The 20,199-nt window shown below is 70.2% G+C and carries 18 protein-coding genes, 2 tRNA genes, 3 pseudogenes and 1 riboswitch; of the genes and pseudogenes, 7 read left to right on the top strand and 16 right to left on the bottom strand.

The genetic code is table 11. The annotated features are described in order from the left end of the window. Positions 1–9: 9 nt before the first annotated feature. Positions 10–1,341: pseudogene (locus ABTY98_RS22515) on the top strand (PrsW family intramembrane metalloprotease); the annotation flags it as partial. A gap of 243 nt (positions 1,342–1,584) precedes the next feature. Here ABTY98_RS22515 and ABTY98_RS22510 read toward each other — a convergent pair. From ABTY98_RS22510 to ABTY98_RS22490, 5 genes are all read right to left on the bottom strand, one after another. Beyond that, complete coding sequence (locus ABTY98_RS22510) at positions 1,585–2,547, bottom strand: aldo/keto reductase (RefSeq protein ID WP_352222693.1); 963 nt, start codon at positions 2,545–2,547, stop codon at positions 1,585–1,587. 156 nt (positions 2,548–2,703) lie between these two features. Continuing rightward, the gene (locus tag ABTY98_RS22505; RefSeq protein WP_352222692.1) at positions 2,704–3,744 is read right to left on the bottom strand and encodes a M23 family metallopeptidase; all 1,041 of its coding nucleotides are present in this window, start codon (positions 3,742–3,744) and stop codon (positions 2,704–2,706) included. Between the two features lie 8 nt (positions 3,745–3,752). Then, positions 3,753–3,911: riboswitch (cyclic di-AMP (ydaO/yuaA leader) on the bottom strand. 245 nt (positions 3,912–4,156) lie between these two features. Then, positions 4,157–5,266: a PP2C family protein-serine/threonine phosphatase gene (locus tag ABTY98_RS22500; protein WP_502994306.1), complete on the bottom strand. Its 1,110-nt coding sequence runs from the start codon at positions 5,264–5,266 to the stop codon at positions 4,157–4,159. Positions 5,267–5,446: 180 nt separating this feature from the next. Beyond that, positions 5,447–5,520, bottom strand: a tRNA-Met gene (locus tag ABTY98_RS22495). Between the two features lie 56 nt (positions 5,521–5,576). Next, on the bottom strand, positions 5,577–6,707 hold the full coding sequence (locus tag ABTY98_RS22490) for a dihydrofolate reductase family protein (protein WP_352222690.1): 1,131 nt from the start codon (positions 6,705–6,707) through the stop codon (positions 5,577–5,579). 76 nt (positions 6,708–6,783) lie between these two features. Here ABTY98_RS22490 and ABTY98_RS22485 point away from each other — a divergent pair, with 76 nt between their 5' ends. Together ABTY98_RS22485 and ABTY98_RS22480 are read left to right on the top strand one after the other, a co-directional pair. After that, positions 6,784–7,311, top strand: a complete 528-nt coding sequence (locus ABTY98_RS22485; RefSeq protein ID WP_352222689.1) for a MarR family winged helix-turn-helix transcriptional regulator — start codon at positions 6,784–6,786, stop codon at positions 7,309–7,311. A gap of 148 nt (positions 7,312–7,459) precedes the next feature. After that, positions 7,460–8,101, top strand: a complete 642-nt coding sequence (locus ABTY98_RS22480) for a GTP cyclohydrolase II (RefSeq protein WP_352222688.1) — start codon at positions 7,460–7,462, stop codon at positions 8,099–8,101. A 150-nt stretch (positions 8,102–8,251) separates the two neighbouring features. On the opposite strand, the gene ABTY98_RS22475 is transcribed toward ABTY98_RS22480, so the two are convergent. Then, the gene (locus tag ABTY98_RS22475) at positions 8,252–10,057 is read right to left on the bottom strand and encodes an alkaline phosphatase family protein (protein WP_352222687.1); all 1,806 of its coding nucleotides are present in this window, start codon (positions 10,055–10,057) and stop codon (positions 8,252–8,254) included. A gap of 132 nt (positions 10,058–10,189) precedes the next feature. Continuing rightward, positions 10,190–10,336, bottom strand: a pseudogene (locus ABTY98_RS22470) (LysR family transcriptional regulator); the annotation flags it as partial. Positions 10,337–10,410: 74 nt separating this feature from the next. Here ABTY98_RS22470 and ABTY98_RS22465 point away from each other — a divergent pair. Further along, the gene (locus ABTY98_RS22465) at positions 10,411–10,572 is read left to right on the top strand and encodes a hypothetical protein (RefSeq protein WP_352222686.1); all 162 of its coding nucleotides are present in this window, start codon (positions 10,411–10,413) and stop codon (positions 10,570–10,572) included. Positions 10,573–10,673: 101 nt separating this feature from the next. Here the strand turns inward: ABTY98_RS22465 and ABTY98_RS22460 are convergent, their stop codons facing one another. The 3 genes from ABTY98_RS22460 to ABTY98_RS22450 are packed head-to-tail and all read right to left on the bottom strand — an operon-like array spanning position 10,674 to position 12,276. After that, the gene (locus tag ABTY98_RS22460) at positions 10,674–11,528 is read right to left on the bottom strand and encodes a helix-turn-helix domain-containing protein (RefSeq protein WP_352222685.1); all 855 of its coding nucleotides are present in this window, start codon (positions 11,526–11,528) and stop codon (positions 10,674–10,676) included. Positions 11,529–11,534: 6 nt separating this feature from the next. Next, positions 11,535–12,050 (bottom strand): DUF6879 family protein, encoded by a 516-nt coding sequence (locus ABTY98_RS22455; protein ID WP_352222684.1) that lies wholly within the window; start codon positions 12,048–12,050, stop codon positions 11,535–11,537. Continuing rightward, positions 12,025–12,276: a hypothetical protein gene (locus ABTY98_RS22450; protein ID WP_352222683.1), complete on the bottom strand. Its 252-nt coding sequence runs from the start codon at positions 12,274–12,276 to the stop codon at positions 12,025–12,027. Before ABTY98_RS22450 ends, ABTY98_RS22455 begins: the two co-directional genes overlap by 26 nt. Before the next feature lie 227 nt (positions 12,277–12,503). On the opposite strand from ABTY98_RS22450, the gene ABTY98_RS22445 reads away from it, so the two are divergent. From ABTY98_RS22445 to ABTY98_RS22435, 3 genes are all read left to right on the top strand, one after another. Continuing rightward, positions 12,504–12,899: a DUF6415 family natural product biosynthesis protein gene (locus ABTY98_RS22445; RefSeq protein ID WP_352222682.1), complete on the top strand. Its 396-nt coding sequence runs from the start codon at positions 12,504–12,506 to the stop codon at positions 12,897–12,899. Between the two features lie 139 nt (positions 12,900–13,038). Then, complete coding sequence (locus ABTY98_RS22440) at positions 13,039–13,539, top strand: glycine-rich domain-containing protein (protein ID WP_352222681.1); 501 nt, start codon at positions 13,039–13,041, stop codon at positions 13,537–13,539. A gap of 78 nt (positions 13,540–13,617) precedes the next feature. Further along, on the top strand, positions 13,618–14,271 hold the full coding sequence (locus ABTY98_RS22435; protein WP_352222680.1) for a class I SAM-dependent methyltransferase: 654 nt from the start codon (positions 13,618–13,620) through the stop codon (positions 14,269–14,271). A 161-nt stretch (positions 14,272–14,432) separates the two neighbouring features. Here the strand turns inward: ABTY98_RS22435 and ABTY98_RS22430 are convergent. From ABTY98_RS22430 to ABTY98_RS22405, 6 genes and pseudogenes are all read right to left on the bottom strand, one after another. Next, positions 14,433–14,505: transfer RNA gene (locus ABTY98_RS22430), tRNA-Lys, on the bottom strand. Positions 14,506–14,614: 109 nt separating this feature from the next. Next, positions 14,615–16,129 (bottom strand): amino acid permease, encoded by a 1,515-nt coding sequence (locus tag ABTY98_RS22425; RefSeq protein ID WP_352222679.1) that lies wholly within the window; start codon positions 16,127–16,129, stop codon positions 14,615–14,617. 48 nt (positions 16,130–16,177) lie between these two features. Continuing rightward, on the bottom strand, positions 16,178–16,420 hold the full coding sequence (locus ABTY98_RS22420; RefSeq protein ID WP_352222722.1) for a hypothetical protein: 243 nt from the start codon (positions 16,418–16,420) through the stop codon (positions 16,178–16,180). Positions 16,421–16,583: 163 nt separating this feature from the next. Next, positions 16,584–17,117, bottom strand: a pseudogene (locus ABTY98_RS22415) (FG-GAP repeat domain-containing protein); the annotation flags it as partial. A 54-nt stretch (positions 17,118–17,171) separates the two neighbouring features. Next, on the bottom strand, positions 17,172–19,400 hold the full coding sequence (locus ABTY98_RS22410; RefSeq protein ID WP_352222678.1) for a DEAD/DEAH box helicase: 2,229 nt from the start codon (positions 19,398–19,400) through the stop codon (positions 17,172–17,174). Between the two features lie 241 nt (positions 19,401–19,641). Beyond that, positions 19,642–20,166 carry a hypothetical protein gene (locus ABTY98_RS22405; RefSeq protein WP_352222677.1) on the bottom strand — a complete coding sequence of 175 codons (525 nt, stop codon included), beginning with the start codon at positions 20,164–20,166 and terminating at the stop codon, positions 19,642–19,644. Between the last annotated feature and the right edge of the window lie 33 nt (positions 20,167–20,199).

The following is a 20,199-nucleotide window of genomic DNA, read 5'->3' as shown; positions in this document are numbered from 1 at the left end:
GTCGATGCCGTGGCCACCTCCCCGCCGCCGTACCCGCCGTATCCGTCGCATCCCCCGGACCCCGTCGACGACGGGCTGCGGCATCCCCGCTGGTGGCAGCGGCGCTGGGTACGGTACGGAGCGCTGGGCACCCTGCTCGCCCTCTCCGGCCTGGTCATCCTCGCGCTGGTGCGGGAGCAGACGGGCACGGAGGGTTTTCTGGTCGGGCTCGGGCTCGCCGTGCTGCCCGTGCCGCTGCTCATAGCAGCGTTCCGCTGGCTCGACCGGGTCCAGCCCGGGCCCTGGCGGAACCTGCTGTTCGCCTTCGCCTGGGGGGCGTGCGCGGCCGCGCTGATAGCGATCGTCGCCAACAGCTTCGCGACCCGCTGGATAGCGACGGCGACGGCGGATCCGAGCAGCGCGGACACGCTCGGGGCGACCGTGATAGCGCCGATCGTCGAGGAGTCCGCCAAGGCCGCGGCCGTACTCCTCGTCTTCCTGTTCCGCAGAAGGGACTTCACCGGGATCGTCGACGGGGTGGTGATAGCCGGGGTCACCGCCACCGGCTTCGCGTTCACCGAGAACATCCTCTACCTCGGTACGGCCTTCGGGACCGACCGGTTGACCGGCGGCAGCGGAATCGCCTCCGTCACCGCCGCGACGTTCTTCGTGCGCATCGTCATGTCCCCCTTCGCGCACCCCCTGTTCACCGTCCTCACCGGCATCGGGTTCGGCATCGCCGCGCTCTGCGGGGAACGGCAGCGGACGCGGCGCGTGCTCGTGCCGCTCGCGGGACTGCTGCTCGCGATGAGCATGCACGCGTTCTGGAACGGCTCCTCGACCTTCGGGCAGTACGGGTTCTTCGCCGTGTACGGCATGTTCATGGTGCCGGCGTTCGCGCTGCTGACCTGGCTGGCGATCTGGACGCGGCAGCGGGAGCTGCGGACCGTGCGGGAGGAGTTGCCGGCGTATGCGTACGCCGGGTGGCTGGGGGCGGCCGAGCCGTTCGTCCTCGGATCGATGCGGGCGCGGCAGATGGCCCGGGAGTACGCCGCGTACCACTTCGGCAAGCCGGCGGGGAGGGCGGTCGCCGAGTACCAGGCGTACGCGACGTCGCTGGCGCTGCTGCGGCGCCGGGGACGGCGGGGGCGGGCGGGCGCCGACTTCGTGGTGCGGGAGCGGGAGCTGCTGACGGAGCTGTGGGGCCGACGGGAGCTGGTGCGTCCCGCCCTGGAGTACGCGGCCCGCACCGCTGCGCCGAGGGGCTTGCCGGAATACGGCGGCTATGCGCCGCCGGCTTACGGAGCGCCGGGGTGGCGCGGGCCGGCGGTGCCGTATCCCTCGTACAACCCTTATCGAACGTAGCGGTCAGGGGCCGCGGCCGGTCGGCACCGCCGGAATGCGCCGTTGGCAGAAGGCGAAGGAGGCGGGGGCGGGAAGAGAAGGCGAAGGGGGCTGGAGGCTGGGGGCCGGCAGGCCGGTCGCGACCAGCCCCTCACCACCAAGCGGGGCCTCACCGCCAAGTGGGCCGACGCCACCGCCAGGCACACGCCGCCGAACCCCCGTCACCGTCAGAAGGACGCCGCCGCCGAACCCCCGCTGCCGTCAGGCGGACGCGCTCGTCAAGCGGCCCAGTTCCTCGTCCGTCAGCCTCAGGTCGGCCACGCCCAGCAGGGCCGGGAGTTGGTCCAGGGTGCGGGCCGAGGCGATGGGGGCCGTGATGGTGGGCTGGGCGGCCAGCCAGGCCAGGGCGACCGTGGGGATGGGGGCCTTGTGGGCCTCGGCGATCTCGTCGAGGGCGGTCAGGACGTTCTGGCCTCGCTCGGTCTCCAGGTACTGCGCGGCGCGGCCCGCACGGGCGCTGTCGACCGTCGTACCGGGGCGGTACTTGCCGGTGAGGAAGCCGGACGCCAGCGAGAAGTACGGGACCGCCGCGAGGCCGGTGCGGGAGGCCAGGTCCTGGAGCGGGCCCTCGTAGGTGTCGCGGGAGACCAGGTTGTAGTGGGGCTGGAGGGCGACGTACCGGGCGAGGCCCTCGCGGTCGGAGAGGTCCAGGGACTCCTGGAGCCGCTCGGCGGTGATGTTGGAGGCGGCGATGTGGCGGACCTTGCCCGCCCGCACCAGCTCGTCCAGGGCGCCGATGATCTCCTCGACCGGGATCTCGGGCTTGTCGAAGTGCGTGTAGTACAGGTCGATGTAGTCGGTGCCGAGCCGGCGCAGGGACGCGTCGGCGGCGGCCTTGATGTTGGCGGCCGACAGGCCCTGGTACTCGGGGTGCTGGCTGACCTTCGTCGCGATGACGACGTCGTCGCGGTTGCCGCGTGCCTTGACCCACCTGCCGATGACGGTCTCGGACTCGCCGCCCTTGTGGCCCTCGATCCAGGCCGAGTACGAGTCGGCGGTGTCCACGAAGTTGCCGCCCGCGGCCGTGTACGCGTCGAGGACGGCGAAGGAGGCGGCCTCGTCGGCGGTCCAGCCGAACACGTTGCCGCCGAGGCAGAGCGGGAAGACCTCCAGGTCGGAGGCGCCGAGCTTACGGAAGGAAGAAGAACCGGAAGAAGCAGTCATGCTTCAGTTCAACACCGGTGACCAGGGGTCCCATGCCAGCGCAATACGAAGTTCTCGTAAAAGCGGAAGGCGCCCGGGAGCTCCGTGGGCGCACCGGACCGGCGGCCCTGACGTCGGGGGGGTGTCGTCAGGGCCGCCGGGGATCGGTGGGGTCCGTCAGGGGTTGAGGCCCTTGCCGCGCAGCCAGGTCATCGGGTCGATGGCGGTGGCCTGGCCGTTCGGGTGGACCTCCAGGTGGAGGTGCGGGCCGGTGACGTTGCCGGTGGCGCCCACGCGGCCGATGACGTCACCGGTGGCGACCTTCTGGCCGACCTTGACGCCGATCGATGACTGGTGGCAGAACCACAGCTCGGTGCCGTCGTCGAGGGTGATGATCGTGCGGTAGCCGTACGAGCCGGCCCAGCCGGCCTCCGTGACGGTGCCGCTGTGGACGGCCTTGATCAGCGTGCCGGTGGGGGCGGCGAAGTCGAGGCCGGTGTGGTAGCCGGAGGCCCACATGGAGCCGGCCTGTCCGAAGGTGCCGGTGATCGTGTATGAGACGACCGGCAGCGTGTACTGCTTGGCCAGCTCCGCGAGCCGCTGCTGCTCGGTCTTCTGCTTCTCGGCGGCCTCCGCCTTGTCCTTGGCGTCGGCGGCCTTGGCGGCGGCCGCCTTCTCCGCCTTGGCCTCCGCGTCGGAGACCGCCTTGTCGGCGGCGGCCACGGCCTTGGCACTGGCCTTGACGTCGATCTGGGTCTGCTGCTGTTCGGCCTGGGCGATGATCCGGCTGCGCAGCGCCTCGCCGGCGTCGGAGGAGGAGGACGAGTCCGCGTCGGTGGCGGCCGTCGTGGTGACGCTGCTGAGCGCGGTCTGGGTGGCCTTGTGGCCGCCGTCCTCGCCGAGCAGGGTGCCGACGGAGGACGGCAGGTCGGGCAGGGAGATGGAGACCGGCGGCTTGCCGGTGTTGGCGCTGGCCATGCCGCCCGCGCCGACGGCGGCGATGACGCCGACGCCGAGGACCGTGGAGCTGCGGGCGAGCCCGCCGCCGCGCTGCTTGGCGACCCGGTGCCGGCCGCGTACCGGGGCGAGGGACTCCTCGGTCGGGTTCCACTCCTCCCAAGGGCCCTCGTCGGTGCGGTAGCCGCCATAGCCGTAGGTCTCGGGTTGACGCTGGCTGGGCACGAAGGGGGCTGTCGGAGCAGGCCGGTTGGACGCCACGCGGGCGCACTCCTTTCCTTCCGCCGCCTACCGGGTTAGCTGACGGGTTCGGAGCGGGAAGGTCTCCTACGCGCGTATACCGGCCGTTTTCTACCGGCGGCAGCCGTGCGATTCACCCCAAGGTGGTGGTTCCCCGGTTCCCTTGCGGGATTCGGCGCGTGCGCGCGGAGCCGTCGCGGGTGACGGCTGGGACGACCGCGCTGCGTTATCGAACGTTAATAGACCCGGCTGTCAGAATCCAAGCTGTTCGCCTTGATCATTAAGCTTTCGAAGCATGGACTTACCTGCCACGATCGGTCAAAAACGGTCGAGTTGACCATGCGTTCTGTTCGGCTCAGCAGTCACACACGTTTTGATGGTGACTCAGCCGATACGCGGAGGGCGGTCGTCCGAACACAGGGCGTAACAACGATCAGGGCCGGCGTACGGCGAGCAGCGCCATGTCGTCGGTCATGCCGCCGCCGGTGTGCCGGCGCACCTCGGCCGCGAGCCGGGCCAGCAGCTGCCCGGGGGAGGTGACGGTACGGCCGGTCAGCCGCTGCTTGGGATCGTAGAACCGGCCGTGCGCGTCCCGCGCCTCGGAGAGGCCGTCGGTGTGCAGCAGCAGTGTGGCCCCGCTCGGGAACGGATGCTCGGCGGCCCGGTCGGGCCAGGCCCCCAACTCGCCCATCCCGAGCGGCAGCGCGGCCTCGGGCACCCGTACCGGGGACACCTTGCCGTCGCCGTGCAGCAGCAGGGGCGGCGGATGGCCGCGGTTGACGACCCGCACCGTGCCGTCGCCGTGCGGCAGTTCGGCGAGTACGGCGGTGGTGAACCCCTCGAACGCGTCGACGCCGCCGCGCCGGACGCCCTCGCGGGCCAGCGCCCGCTCCAGCCGTCCCGCCACCGCCTCCAGCGTGGCCTCCTGCTCGGCGGCCTCCCGGAACGCGCCGATGACCACGGCGACGGCGGCGACCGCGCCCATGCCCTTGCCGCGGACGTCGCCGACGACCAGTCGTACGCCGTACGGAGTGTCCTGGACGGCATAGAGGTCGCCGCCGATGAAGGTGCCCTCCTGGGCCGCCTCGTAGCAGGCGGCGATCTCGAAGCCGCCGATCCGCTCGGCGGGCTCGGGCAGAACGGCCCGCTGGGCGGCCTCGGCGATCTCGCGGGCGGAGGCGAGGCGCTGGTCGCCGATGCGGACGACCTGGTTGATGCCGGCGGCGAGGGCGGCGACGGTGGCCACGGTGAGGGCCTCGGTGACCGTGTCGACGTCGGGGCGGAAGGTGTGGCGGACGTGCACGGCGTAGGCGGCGAGGAAGGACGCGAGGCCGGTCAGGACGGTGGTGCGGAGGGAGGAGAGGGGCGCGGCGATCAGCGGGGCGGCCGTGAAGAAGGGGACGGGCGTGAACGCCTGCGGGGTGAGGGCGTCGTAACAGACGCCGACGACGATCAGCAGGGCGGGCAGGAAACGGGCCAGGGTGCGGACGGCTGCGGACCCGTCCTCCTGCGCCTCTGCAGGGCCCACGGTACGACTCCCCATATGTCCCCTGTGTCCAATGTGTGTCCGTCCAGGTTTGCTGCTGCGAGTCAGCGGGGGCGAGTGGTGTGGGCCGGGCGGATGAGTACGGACGGGTGTGATGAGGAACACGCACCGGTATCGTGCCGGTATATGACTCAGGGCCGGAATCCTCGTTCTTGGATTCCGGCCCTGGTCATTCAGTAGCGGGGACAGGATTTGAACCTGCGACCTCTGGGTTATGAGCCCAGCGAGCTACCGAGCTGCTCCACCCCGCGTCGTTGACACCAGCATACGCCATCAGAAGCGTGGGAGTCACACGGGTTAAGAGAGGTCAGCTCAGCAGGTGCGCGTTGGGGGTCTTCGCCAGGTCCTCGTACTCGCCCAGCACCAGCACCGCCACCCCCGCCTCCCGCAGCGTCCCCGTCCCGTCGGCCGCCTCGACGAAGGTGTCCGGCTCGCGCCACGCCGTCACCACCCGCCGTACCCCGGCCCGGAGGATCAGCTCGGCGCAGGGGTGCGGCCGGGAGGAGCGGTGGGTGCAGGGTTCGAGGCTGGTGTAGACCGTGGCCGTGGCCAGCCGGGGGTCGGCCGACGGGATCTTGGCCAGGGCCGCCTCCTCCGCGTGGACGACGGCGTCGCCGGACTCCCGGGAGTGGCCGCGGGCCAGTTCCGTGCCGTCGGCCGCGACCACCACCGCGCCGACGCTGAACGCGGTCCGGGAGGGCGGGCAGTCGGCCGCCAGCTCGCAGGCGAGCCGCAGCCAGTGCCGGTCCGCGGCGGACGCCGACGCACCCGTGCCGGGGCCGGTGGGCTCGTACCGCATCAGGACGACGTCCTCGATACGGCGGCTCTCCAGGAGCCGCAGCCGCCCGGCCTGGTAGCCGCCCGGGCCGAACAGGCGCGGCGCCTTCGGGTCGCCGACGAAGACAGGGGCCAGGACCAGCTGGAGTTCGTCGGCCAGGCCCTGCTGGAGAAGCTGGGTGTGGACGGTACCGCCGCCCTCGACCATCAGTCGGCCGACCCCTCGCGCCTCGTACAGGTCCTTCAGCAGCGCGGGCCAGTCGAGGTCGGTGCCGAGGGAGACGACGTCCGCGGCGACACCGAGGCCGCGGATCCGCTGCGCGCCCGTCTCCGTCGTGTAAACGACCTTCTCGCCGCCGGTGTGCCAGAACTTCGCGTCCGGGTCGAGGTCGCCGGTCGCGGTGACCGTGACCTTGAGGGGGTACTCGGTCTTTCCGGCGGCGACCCGGGCCGCGCGCCGCCCGTGGTCGTTGACCAGGAGCCGCGGGTTGTCCGCGCGGATGGTGCCGGCGCCGATCAGGATCGCGTCGACGGAGGCCCGTACCTCGTCGACCCGGTCGAAGTCGGCCGGGGACGAGAGCAGCAGCCGGTCGGGGCCGGTGTCGTCGAGGTAGCCGTCGAGGGAGACGGCGGCGGACAGCAGGACGTAGGGATACGGCATCGGACGCGCTCACTCTCGGCGGCGGGCTGTGAACTGGACGCTTGGTTAAAGTTTGAAACAAACCTACACTGGTCGTATGAAGACTCGCTGGCTCACTCCGAAGGAGCAGCGCGCCTGGCGCGCGTACATCGCGGCGACGCACCTCCTGGAGGACGCGATCGACCGACAGCTCCAGCAGGACGCCGGCATGCCGCACCTGTACTACTCGATCCTGGCCAACCTCTCCGAGGCTCCGGAGCGCAAGCTGCGCATGACCGACCTCGCCGAGAAGTCGAAGATCACCCGGAGCCGGCTGACCTACGCCGTGACCCGGCTCGAGAAGGACGGGCTGATCCGGCGCGAGGACTGCCAGTGGGACAAGCGCAGCAGCTTCGCGCTGCTGACCGACGAGGGTATGGCGGTGCTGGAGCGCACGGCGCCGGGCCATGTGGAGACGGTACGGGCGGCGGTGTTCGACCATCTCTCCGCGGAGCAGGTCGGCCAGCTGGAGGAGATCGGCTCGGCGATCGTCCGGGCGCTGGAGGGTGACGCGACGACCCCGCGGCCGACGTCCGACGAGGTGCCCTGGCGACGGCGGTCGTCGCCCTGTTCCGGTTCCTCGTAAAGCCCCGGCTCGCTGTAGGGCCTCCTGGTTATTCCCGCACATCCCTGTTGCTTCAAATTTAAAACATGGATAGGGTTCCAGCCGTGGATCTGCTTCAAATCTGAAGCAGAAGCCGCTGCCGTCCTCCACCCGGACACAGGAGAACCCGATGCCCGACTTCCCCGCCGCCACCCAGCGCGCCCGCGTCCGGGTACCGCTGCGCTTCACCGACGGCTACAGCGTCAACGCCGAACTCGTCACTTTCCATGGCCTCACCGACGGCCAGGAACATGTGGCCGTCGTCCTCGGCGACTCCGCCCCCGGCACGCTCCCGCTGGTCCGGCTGCACTCCGAGTGCCTGACCGGCGATGTCTTCGGCTCGGCCCGCTGCGACTGCGGGCCCCAACTGCGCGAGGCGGTCGAGCGGATCGCGGAGCGCGGTGGCGTCCTGCTTTATATGCGTCAGGAAGGCCGCGGCATCGGCCTCTACAACAAGCTCGACGCCTACGCCCTCCAGGACCAGGGCCTCGACACCTACGAGGCGAACGCCGCCCTCGGCCTCCCCGAGGACGGCCGCGACTACACCGCCGCCGCCCAGATGCTGTCCGCTCTGGGCATCGCCGACCTCGACCTGCTCTCCAACAACCCCGACAAGGCCGAGCAGTTGCGCGGCCTCGGCGTCACCGTCCGCGACCGTGTCCCGACCGGTGTCTTCCGCACCGCCCACAACGTCCGCTATCTGCGCGCGAAGGTCCTGCACACCCAGCACACGCTCCCGCTCGGCGAGTTGACGGAGCTCAACGCGGGCTGAGCCCCGGCACGGCCCGACCGGATGTGCTGCAACGAGAGCACGGAGGCCCCGATGACAGGCGGGAGCTGCGGGAGCCGCACCAGCGCACCGTGGCCCCGCGTGCTCGGCTGCCGGGGCCGAGCACGCGGGGCCGGGTCCGGCGGCGGTGGATCAGCCGACGGTCAGGGTGAACGGGCCGGCCAGTACCGAGTAGCCGTCGTTCGCGAGGTAGTACGCGTCGTATGTGCCGTTGCCCTTGAGCTTGCTGGTGGAGAAGGTCAGGGCGCCGCTGGCGTTGGGGGCGTAGGCCCAGGTCAGGGAGGACTGCTGGCCGGGGGTGACACCTGCCGGGTATATGCCGATCCAGTTCTTCGCACTCGCCTGGGACGTGGACGGCACGGAGTACCGGAGGGTGACGTTGCCGCCGTTGGCGACCGCGTTCATGTCGCCGGTGAGGGTCGCAGTCGTGGCGGTGGACGGCGCGAACGCGGTGTTCAGCGGTGTCGCGTAGGTGTCGTTGCCGGTGAGGGCGGGCAGGCCGAGGGCCGACTCGACGGTGCGGGCGATGCCGTAGTGGTCGTAGTGCGTCGGGCTGCTGGTGCCGGCCGATACGGTGCCCCGCGAGCCGAGGACCGTGGTGGCTATGTGGTTGTATGCCTCGCCGCTGCTCTCGTCCCAGGTCAGGATCAGCAGCGAGCGCTGCTGGGTCCAGGCCGGGGAGGCCAGCACCGGAGCGAGAGTCTGCTTCAGCCAGCCGTCCTGCGTCTTCAGGCTGGCGGAACTGCCGTTGCCGGACGCCTCGCCGTCGTAGTAGTCGTCGGCGGCGATCCAGGAGAAGGCCGGGGTGGTCGCGGCCGACCCGAGGTCGGTGGTCAGCTGCGAGGTGTCGAACAGGTGCGCAGCGCAGCGGGAGGCGTTGCCACTGATGTCGGTGTAGTTGATGAACGGCGCGTCGTCGGGCTCGTAGTAGCGGTCGTAGTCGGTGTTGGTGTTGCAGGGGGTGCCCATGCCCTGTTCGTAGGCTTTCCAGCTCTTGCCGGCCGCCTCGATGGTGTCGCCCAGGTTGCGCTGGGGAGAGTTGATGTTGGGCCAGTAGACGGCGCCCTTGGCGTAGGTGTCGCCGCCTGCGACGGCGAGGTAGTTCTCGTCGCTGGGGTGGTACACGCCGTGGAAGTCGGTCAGCGTGGCGCCCTGGTCCATCAGGCTGTGCATGTAGGGCGTGTCCGCCGGGTCGTTCATGATCTGGGAGTAGTCGGTGTTCTCCATCATGACCATGAACACGTGGTCGTAGCCGGGCACGCGTGAGGCGGGCGGGGTGACCGGGGCCGGCGCGGTGACCGGGGTGTTCAGGGTGAGGGAGAGGTTGTCCAGGTAGCCGGTCTCGTTGGACGTCGACAGGAACTGCACCTCGACCTGGACGGACCGGGTCCCGGCGGGAACCGCGCCGGTGGTGCTCCGGGAGAGGAACTTGGTGGCCGACCCCCGGTCGCTCGCGGAGACCGTCGGCAGCTTGGCCGTCGCACCGATCGGGTGGCCGCTCGCGTCCTCGAAGTGCAGGCCGACCGCGACGTAGCCGCTGTAGACGGTCCAGCCGCCGAGCCAGCCCGAGAGGTTGTAGCTCACCCCGCCGCCGTCGATGGCCGCGGCCGCCGAGGAGACGTCCACGGTCTGCGTCATCGCGCCGTCGCCGAAGTTGCCGGGCCCGAAGAAGGCCTTGCCGGGCGTCTTGCCGTCGCTGGGCAGCCCGAAGGACCCGGCGGTGTGGCACATGACGTCCAGTCCGCCTGCCTCGGTGGTCCAGCCGGGCACGGTGGCGGCCGCGCTCCAGTCGTTGGTGCAGTAGCCGCCGGTCTCCGCGTCGCCGTTCACGATCAGATTGCCGCTGCTCGCCGCCGCCTCGGCGGGCGCGGGAGCGGAGACGATCAGTGCGCCGAGGAGGGCGATCAGCCCGCCGAAGGATCTCCAGCGCAGTCTCATTCGTGTACCTCGTCCCGTTGATGAGGGTCCCTGAGGGATGACATGAACGGAACATAGGTACCCGCGGCCATTGTCGGCTGGAAGAACCGCGGCCAAACTTGTTCAGACAAGTTGGGTGTGAGTGCGAGCGGGTCAGGAGAGCCAGTCGGTGTAACGGGTGGGGGCGGGGTGGGCGTTGTTGTCGGTGAGGACATCGTCCTTGACCACGGCGAACATGCCGGCGGTGGGGTCGGTGACGACGGTGCGGTTGTCGCCCTTGTGGAACAGGGTCCCAGCGCCCCGGCGAACGCCACCGCGCCGCCTGGCGACGGCGGAGCCGTCCTCACCTGGTCACCGCCGACCGACAGCGGCGGGTGCTCGCCCGCCGGTGGAAGCCACTCGCCCTCCTCGCCTTCCTGCTGGCCCTCACCGGCGCCGTACTGCTCGTGTACGTGCGCGTCCAGGCCGAGGCTGCACGTGGCGGCCTGCTCGGTATCGCAGCCCTCGCCATGACCGCCTCCTACCGGCGGCTGTAACGAAAGCACGTGACGCGGCCCTGTCCTCCTTCGGGAGGGCGGGGCCGCTTTCGTGCGTTCGGGGACCTCGAGGTGCGTAGCGTTCGCTACGCGTCTCGAGGTCAGCCCAGGGTGTCGATGGCCTTCACGATCAGGGCCCGTGCGTCGGCCCCGTACACGGCAAGCTCGGTGAGCCGGGCGAACGCCCGCAGGTAGATGTCGAGTTCGCCCGGCGCCGTCACGGTCACCTTTGCGGCGAGGAGCTCCACGTGGATCCGCGAGCCGTCGAACACCGTGAACTGCTCCAGCGGCCATATGACGCCCTCGCGTCCAGCCGTGGCAGGAATGATCCCGAGCGACATGGACGGCAGGGACATCGCCGCGAGCAGGTTCCCGAGCTGGCCGGCCATCACGTCCTGGTCGCCGACACGGTGATGGAGGACGTTCTCCTCGACGAGCGTCGCGAACCGGTGGTCGCCCTCATGGATGACCCGCGCGCGGCGCATACGCACCTCCACCGCGTCGGCCACGTCGTCCGGGGTGCCCCGGAAGGCGGCGATCGTGCGCAGGAGCGCCGTGGCGTAGGCGGGGGTCTGCAGGTAGCCCGGTACGACATGGGAGGCGTACACACGGAACTGGCGGGTGCGCTCGTACAGCTTGGCCGAGGTCTCCGCCAGCTGCTTCATGCCCGTCCGCTGGAGCCGCTTCCACTGCAGGTAGGCGGCGTCGGCCTGCCGGTTGGCTGCGATGAGGTCGTCCGCCTGGCCGTCCGCGCGGCAGGCCGTACACCAGGCGCGGATATCGGCGTCCGACGGCGCGGTGACCGCGTTCTCGATCCGGCTGGACTTGGCGACGGACCAGCCGGCGAGTCGGGCGAGCTCCTTGCCTGTGATACCCGCGTCCAGGCGCAGCTCCCGCAGGCGGCCTGCGAGAACTGCGCGCGCTTCCTGCACGCTGGACGTGGGGAATGTGGACATGGACGGTTACTTGACCTCGTACTGGTCGTGGGGGATGGCGCGTTCCCAGATCCGTTCGTATGCGGCGGCATGCTGGGCAATCGTGGCGGGCTCGTCGCAGAGTTCCTTGTCGACCCACTCGCCGGCCCCGGAGAAGTGATGGATGCGCATCAGCCGCCCGTCGAAGATCCACAGGTCGGTGCCGGGGACGAGCAGGTCCCACGCGCGGTGCCGGGGAAGCCAGCGCACTTCCTCACCCGCTTCGACGTTGGCGCGGGTCTGGTAGTGCTCCCACGCGATGTAGTCGGTGACCGGTTCGGACACGATCCGGGTGCGTCGCACGGTTACGCCGCGGGCGACGGCGTCCGCGATCGTCTGGTGGAACGGCCGCCACCAGGAGGCCCGGTCGTCCCAGTCGACGCGGTCTCCGTCCGTCCAGGCCTGAAAGCGCGGGTTGGTGAAGTAGGCGTCCCGCATCTCCAGGTGGACAGCCGAGGTGGTAGCGCCTGCGAGGAGTTCAGCGAACTCCGGGATCGAGCTCATCGCACGCCTTCCTGATGATCGGGATCATTCGCTTCGGGATCCTGATGACGGTCTCGCCGGGCGGGATCGGTGCCCTTGCCGGGGACAGGTTGTCGCATGTCGCGGTCGTTCTGGCGTCGGCCTGGTAGCTCTGGATCAGCAGGTCTTCCGTGCTGGTGTCCACCCAGACCGTGGGGCATCCGTCCTCATCCGTCTCGGGGTCGATCCCAACGAAGTGAATCTCCATGATGGCTGGCCTCCCGCGCTAGTGGGTTACAGCGACTTACACCACTGTCGTGGCCCAAGGGGCGAGTGGTCAAGGTGCCTATTGGCCACGACCAGGCGTTACAACTGTCGTGTAATTCGGTGCAACTTTGTGGCCTGTGTCTCGCCTGGATTCCTACGGTCGGGAAGGCCACAAATCCCGGCGACCGTGCTAACGGCCCCGGGCTTGGCCGACTGCGAGGAGTCGACATGGTGCAACGTACCGCCCCGCCTGCTGGTGCGGCAGACACCGACCAGCTGCCGCCCGACATCGAGACGATGCGCAGAACCGCATCCCGGTTCCTCGCCCCGGACGCCCGCCCCATCCCCGCCGGGGACCTGGTGACACTGCGGGCCACCATGCGCGGGCAGCTCGAGGAACTCATCCCCACCATCGAGGCGATGACCCGCGCCTTCCCGGCCGGCGACATCCCGAGCGCGTGCGCGCTGGCCGGCGTCAGGGAGGCCCTCATGCGGCTCGGCCTGCGCCCCGGCTTCAACAGCCCCGGCCAGATGACGGTCGCGATGAAACTCGCCCGCTCGGTGAACGCCCTGTGCGACCACTACGAGAACCTCGGCGGCCGGCAGGCCGCGCCGCCTCAGTAAGGCGCCTCCAGACTCCCGCCCCGGCTCCCCAGCCCTGGACAGGCCGAGCCGCGGGGCCCGGCCTGAGTTCCCTCCCGCTCCACAAAGCGGGAGGCCAGGCGCCCCGACCAGGGGCGCCCGTCCACAACAGGAGGACAACGTGACCGTCGCGTTAGAACAGCCCGCCACGACCCGCACCCGGGACCCGCAGGAACTCCTCAACGCGGTTGCCCCGCACATCACCGAGCTGACCGTCAACGTCTTCGACTCCGGCATGAGCCTGTGGGACCGCGAGGTCGCCCTGCTCCTGCGTGACCACACCATGGTCCGGGACATGGCCGAACGGATCCTCGCCAACGCCATCATGTACGTCATGGGCTCCATCGAGAACCCCGACCAGCACCTGGGAGTCGGCAAGCTCGTCGACATCGGCGTCCACCAGCTCATCCTCGACACACCCGTCTGGTGGGGCATCTGCCGCCTCTACAACGGCGGCCGGTTCAAGCACCACGCCCCGTTCATTCAGCGCCGCCGCGACGGCCTGTGCCTGCGCACCGGCGACTTCCTCCAGTCCCAGGGCTGGGCGATCGACGAGGAACTCTGGGCCATCGACGGCACGGACTGCTCACCGTGCGACGACAAGGTCCCCGACAGCCACTGAGCCCGGCTACAGTCGCCCCCGCCCTCACGGCTCCCCGAGGGCGGGGGCTCCCGCATCCCGACGACCAAAGGAACGAGTGTGCCCGTACCGCACGACATCGCCGCCGAGACCGAACTGTGGGACGCCTTCGCCGAGTCAGCGTTCAAGGACGACGCCGAGCCGTCATTCTGCTGGACCCAGTACGCCGGCCACGGCCCTGGCCCGGAACTTCTGGGCTCCCCTGAATCCGTGCTGGAGGTCGGATGCGGCACGGGCCGCGCGCTGGCTCACCTTGCGCAGCAGGGAGTGAAGGTTACCGGCGTGGACCTTTCGCCGCGGATGGTGCAGCTGGCGGGCGAGAAGTGGGCGCCGCTCGGGGTGCGGATCGAGCAGGGCGAGATTCTGGACTGGCTCGCCACCGACGGCGGCCGGTACGACGCGGTGTACTCCATCTTCGGCGCTGCCTGGTTCACCGATCCGTCCCGGCTGTTCCCCCTCGTCCGTCAGCGCCTGGCCCCGGGCGGTGTCTTCGTGTTCTCCCAACCGCCGGCCATCCCGGGCGCCTACGGTCCGCAGGGCATGTACAAGGGCGGCTTCGCCGGGAAGGCGATGTTTACCTACCGGTACAGCTACCGGCCGGCGGTGTGGGAGCGGCATCTGCTCCGGGCAGGCTTTGCCACGGCAGAGGCGACGGTGGTGGGCGCACCGAAGGCCGGGCACATCGGGACCCTCATCGTTCAGGCCCGCACCTGAGTCACCTCCTTTGCGCCCCGGCCGGACGCCGACCCGGCCGGGGCTCTTTCGCGTCGTGATCGTTTGCACTTCGTCCGAGCATGGGCCGAGCTAACGATCTCTGAGGCCCTCAAAACGACTGAGCCCCCAGATCAAATCCCTCTGATCTGGGGGCTCTTCCGTAGGCCGTGTGGGACTCGAACCCACAACCAATGGATTAAAAGTCCACTGCTCTGCCAATTGAGCTAACGGCCCAGGCGATGTTGCCTCCCCGAGCATAGCCGGACGGAGCCGTGTCGCCGATCGGGTATCGGGGTCGCGGCCGCGTCGGGTGGCAGAAGTGGTGTGGAACTGGTCCGGAGGGTCAGAGATCGACCAGTTTGGCGGTGTCCTCGTGGCGTGCCCTGTCCGGGTGGAGGAACCAGTGCCGGGCCGAGACCTGCCACCAGAGCGCGGCGAAGCCGAGCACCGCCAGGACGGCCACCGGGGCGTAGTTGAAGTACTCCCAGGTGACCGGGGAGACCTGCGGGAGCATGAAGAGGACGGTGATGACGCCGACCCAGGCCACGGAGATCACGCCGATCACCCCCGACCATCGGCCCAGATGCCACGGCCCGCGTTCGAACGCGGCGCCCTTCCTGACCCGCAGCAGGGTCGGGATCACGTACGCCACGTACAGACCGATCACCGCGATCGACGTCACGGCGGCGTAGGCCGTGTAGTTGATCAGGTACGGGAGGCCCAGGGCGAGCGCGGAGAGGGCCGCGAGCCAGACCGCCGCCACCGGGGTTCGGGTGCGCGGGCTGACCGTGTGCCAGACGCGGGAGAAGGGGAGCGCGCCGTCGCGGGAGAACGCGTAGATCATGCGGCTGTTGGCCGTGACCGACGCCATTCCGCAGAAGAGCTGGGCGCCGATGACGACGAGGAGCAGGAGCTTGCCGGTCGTAGCGCCGAGCGCGTCCAGGAGGATCTGGGCCGGGGGCACGCCCGTCGGGGACTTCAGCTCCTTGTCGTACGACTGGATCGCGAAGGTGAAGCCGAGGAGCAGTACGAAGCCGGCTATCCACGATGTCCAGATCGAGCGGACGATGCCCCGCGGGCCCGCCGTCGACGCGTCGTGGGTCTCCTCCGTCATGTGCGCCGAGGCGTCGTACCCGGTGAAGGTGTACTGGGCCATCAGAAGGCCGATCAGGACGACGTACGGGCCGCTGCTCCACCCCGTCTCGTTCACGAACCGGGTGAAGACGAAGGACGCCGACTGGTGGTGGTCGGGTACGAAGGTCAGCGCGCCGACGATGACCGCGACGCCCAGGACGTGCCACCACACGCTCACGCTGTTGAGCAGAGCGACGATGCGCACGCCGAAGGTGTTCAGCAGGCCGTGCAGGAGCAGGATCGCCGCGAAGAGGAGGATCGTGCGGCCCGGGGTCACCTCGAAATCGAACTGCAGGTTCAGGTAGGCGCCCAGGAAGGACGCTGCGCCGAAGTCGATGCCCGCGGTCACCGCCACCTGGCCGAGCACGTTGAACCAGCCCGTGAACCACGCCCAGGCAGCCGCACTGCGGGGCGGGGCCAGGCGGTGGGCCCAGAAGTAGAGGCCCGCCGAGGTGGGATAGGCGGAGCAGATCTCGGCCATGGAGAGGCCCACGAAGAGGGTCATCAGGCCCACGGCCACCCAGCCCCAGGTGATCACCGCCGGGCCGCCGGTGGTCATGCCGAAGAGGTAGAGGGTGAGGCAGCCGGAGAGGACCGAGATGATCGTGAAGGAGACCGCGTAGTTCGAGAAGGCGGACATCCGGCGGGCGAGAACCTGGGTGTAGCCGAGCTGGGCCAGCCGCTCCTCGTCAGAGGTCGCTTGGCCTGTCGCGTCATCTGTCATGCCCCCAGCGATTCCCTCGCCGAGGGCATGACATGCACCACAACTTGGCTAGAAAAGCCCCTTGTAACCCTGCCAACCGCTCCCGATCAGCACCCGCCCGCCGAAGGAACCATTGCCCTTGCCGCCGTAGCGGTAAAGGTGGCCCGTGGAGTCCCGTGCGACCAGGTCGTTCTTCCCGTCCCCGGTGATGTCGCCGACGCCGACGACCGTGTTGTACGTCGATCCCCAGCCGGTGGAGACCTTTGCGCGGGCCTTGAGACGCCCACCCGCCAGACCGCCGTACCGGCACACTGCCAGACCGCCGTACCGCCAGACCGCCAGACCCCCAGACCCCCAGACCGCCAGACCGCCGTACCGCCGTACCGGTACCGCCGTACCGCCGTACCGCCGTACCGCCGTACCGCCACAGCGTGCCCGCCTTGTCGCGGGCGCGCACGGTCCCGATGCCGTCGCCGTCGAGGTCCCCGGCGTCGACGATCTTCGTGTATCCGCCCCACGCCGACCCGATCTTCTTCGCGGCGGCCAGGGTTCCGTCGCTCTTGGCGGCGAAGAGGTAGACATCTCCCGTCGAGGTCTTCCGCGCCACCGGGTCGGGCCGGCCGTCGCCTGTCAGATCGCCGGGCGAGGCGAGGACGTTGGACGCGTTCCAGCCGCCGCCGAGCTTCGTGTACGGCGTGGCGGGGGTCGGTGCCCTGCCGCACGGCACCTTGTAGTCCCGCAGCGAACCGTCGCTCATCCGCACCAGCACGTCGTCACAGCGATCGCCGTTCAGATCACCGAACGGCACCGCCACCACCTTGGTGGACCAGCCTCCCCCGGAGACCTTCCCGGCGAAGGCGCCCCTGCCGTCGTCCTGTTGGAAGGCGAGCGTGCCGGAGGAGTCGAGGGTGAGCAGGTCGGCGAGACCGTCCTGCCGGAAGCGGTCCCGCCGCACGGCTACGGGAGCATGCCAGTGAGCGCTCCTGGGGCGCCTGGCTTTTCGGGGCATGCGAAAGGGCCCGTACGAACGTGTCGTACGGGCCCTTCGTCACCTCACTCGGTGTCAGCCGTTGCGCTTCCAGCGCGGCTTGTCGTCACGGCGCCCGAAGGAACCGGTGCCGGTACCCGTGCCGGTGGTGCGGTGGTCGTCACGGCGGCCGTACGACGGGCGGTCGTGGCCGCCGGTGCGGAAGCCCGGGCGGTCGTCGCGGCGGTCGCGGTTGAAGGGACGGTCGCTGCCACGGTGGCCGCCACGGTCGTCACGGCGCTCGAAGGAACGGCCGGCCGGACGGTCGTCACGACGGAAGCCACCCGAGGGGCGGTCGTCACGACGCTCGAAGGAACGGCCACCACGGTCACCGTCACGACGGTCGTCGCGGCGGTCGTTGTCCCGGCGGAAGCCCCCCGAGGGGCGGTCGTCACGACGGTCGAAAGAACGGCCACCACGGTCACCGTCACGACGGTCGTCGCGGCGGTCGTTGTCCCGGCGGAAACCGCCCGACGGACGGTCGTCACGACGGAAGCCGCCACGGTCGTTGTCCCGGCGGTCATCTCGACGGAAGCCACCCGAGGGGCGGTCGTCACGACGCTCGAAGGAACGGCCACCACGGTCACCGTCACGACGGTCGTCGCGGCGGAAACCACCGGAGGGGCGGTCGTCGCGACGGTCACGGCGCTCGTAGTTGCCCCGCTCGTCACGCTGCTGGCGCGGACGCTCATAAGAAGAGGAGGAGGAGGAGGAGGAGGACTGCTCGCGCACCGGCGCCTCGGCGGCCGACTGCTCCGGCAGCGACACGGCGGCCTCGGCCACGGCGGCGGCCTCGGCCACCGCCGTCTCCGGGTCCTCGCCCCGCTCGCGAGCGGCACGGGCGACCAGACGGTCGGCCTCCTCGCGCAGCTCGGCCGCACGGCGGGTGGCCCGCTCCAGCTCCTTGGTGAGCTGGGCGACCTCACGCTCCGCCTGCTGCGCCGCGTTGCCCGCGGACTCGGCCTGGACCTCGGTCATCGAACGGGCGCCGGTGATCTCGGCGACCTCGGGCTCGAAGGCCGTACCGGAGTTGATGATGTGCCGGCCGGCGTCGACGCCCGCGTCCTCCATCAGCCGGAAGATCTGCCGGCGCTGGTGCGGGAGGGAGAGGGAGACGACGGTTCCCGTGCGGCCCGCGCGAGCGGTACGGCCCGCGCGGTGCAGGTAGTCCTTGTGGTCGCCGGCCGGGTCGACGTTCAGCACGAGGTCGATGCCGTCGACGTGGATACCGCGGGCGGCGACGTCGGTGGCGACGAGCGCGTTGACGTAACCGTCCTTGAAGTCGGCCAGCGTCCGGGTGCGGGCGCCCTGGGTCATACCGCCGTGCAGCGCGTCGGCCTTCACACCGGCGTCACGCAGCTGCTCGGCGATGCGGTCGGCGCCCAGCTGGGTGCGGACGAAGATGATCGTGCGGCCCTTGCGGGAGGCGATCGCGGCGGTGACCGGCGCCTTGTCCTTGGGCTTCACGATGAGGATGTGGTGGGACATCGTCGTGACGTTGCCCTGGGCGCTGTCGACCTCGTGGGTGACAGGGTCGGTCAGGTAGCGCTTGACCAGCGTGGAGATCTCGTTCTCCATCGTGGCCGAGAACAGCATGCGCTGGCCGCCGGCCGGGATCTGGTCGAGCAGCTCGGTGACCTCGGGCAGGAAGCCCAGGTCAGACATCTGGTCGGCCTCGTCGAGGACGGCGATCTGCACGTCCTCGAGGGAGCAGGCGCCACGGTTGATGATGTCGCGGAGACGGCCGGGCGTGGCGACGAGGATGTCGACGCCGCGCTCCAGGGCGTAGATCTGGTTGCCCATGGACGTACCGCCACAGACGACCTTCATCTTCAGGCCGAGGACGTCGCCGTACGGCTGGAGGGCGTCCGCGACCTGCATGGCCAGCTCACGGGTCGGGGTGAGGATGACGGCGCGGGGCCGCTTCTTCTCGGTGCGTCCGCCGGCCAGCGTGGCCAGGGTGGGCAGACCGAAGGAGAGGGTCTTGCCGGAGCCGGTACGGCCACGGCCGAGGATGTCCTTGCCGGTCAGGGCGTCCGGGATGGTCGCGGCCTGGATCGGGAAGGGGGAGGTCACACCGTTCTGCGCGAGCTTGCGCACGACGCCCTCGGGGAGACCGAGGTCGGTGAAGGTGATCTGAGGGGTGTCAGTGGTGTCGGTGGTGGTGTCAGCGGTCTCCTCGGAGACCTTGGTCACCAGCTCGTGGTCCTCGTTGTTCTCGTTGTTCTCGGACACGACGAACTGATCAGTACTGGACACGGACATGCGAATGCGAAACCTTCCGGAGTCTCTTCGGCACGCGCCCGTCAACTCCGTGATTCGCTCACGACCGCCTCAATGCGGTCCGCCACGGCAAGGGAGAGTACGCGCCACACGGCGCGCTCTGCGGTGGCGCCGGGCAAATGGGATCAAACGATCTACCACCATACGCACCCAACACCCCTCAAGGCAAACCGAGCATCAAACCCGCAGCTCACACGCCGCCGGTGCCCTCGAGGACGCCCTCCTACGCCGGTGTCCCCGCCGCCGGTGCCGGTTCCCGCTGCACCAGCTGCGTCCCCGTGTCCTCGTGCGCGGATGAGGACGGCTCGGCGGACGGCGGGTCGGTCACCGGCGGCGGTGGCGTCGGCGAAGCCGGAGGGGGCGTGGGAGAGGCCGCCGGCGGCGTGGGCGACGCCGGCGCCCCCGTCGGGCCGGCCGGCACCCCGGGTGCCACGCTCTTCCCCGGCTTCGCCGGCGCCACCGGCCCCGCACTCGCGCCCTTCGTCGGCTCGACGGACGCCGACACGGACTCCCCAGGCTTCGGTTTCCCGCCGTGTCCCCGCTTCCCGTCGGCCACCGCACCGCCGTACCCCGCGCCGCCCTCGCCGGACACCCCGGCGCCTCCGCCGGCCTCGCCACCGTCGCGTTGCCCGGCGGAGTGCGACGGCTTGGCCTTCCCCGCGTCGTCCCCGACGTTCACACAGCCGGCGGCGGCCGCGACGGCCATCACGGTGACGGCCAGACGGACGGGTACGTACAAGGGGCGCACGGCGGCCACCTCCGGGGGCGAAGAAAGGAGTCA

It is taken from the genome of Streptomyces sp. NPDC096040, assembly GCF_040303265.1.
Taxonomy (GTDB): Bacteria; Actinomycetota; Actinomycetes; order Streptomycetales; family Streptomycetaceae; genus Streptomyces.
Note: the sequence above shows the minus strand (reverse complement) of the source record. Positions and strands in the feature narration are given on the sequence as shown.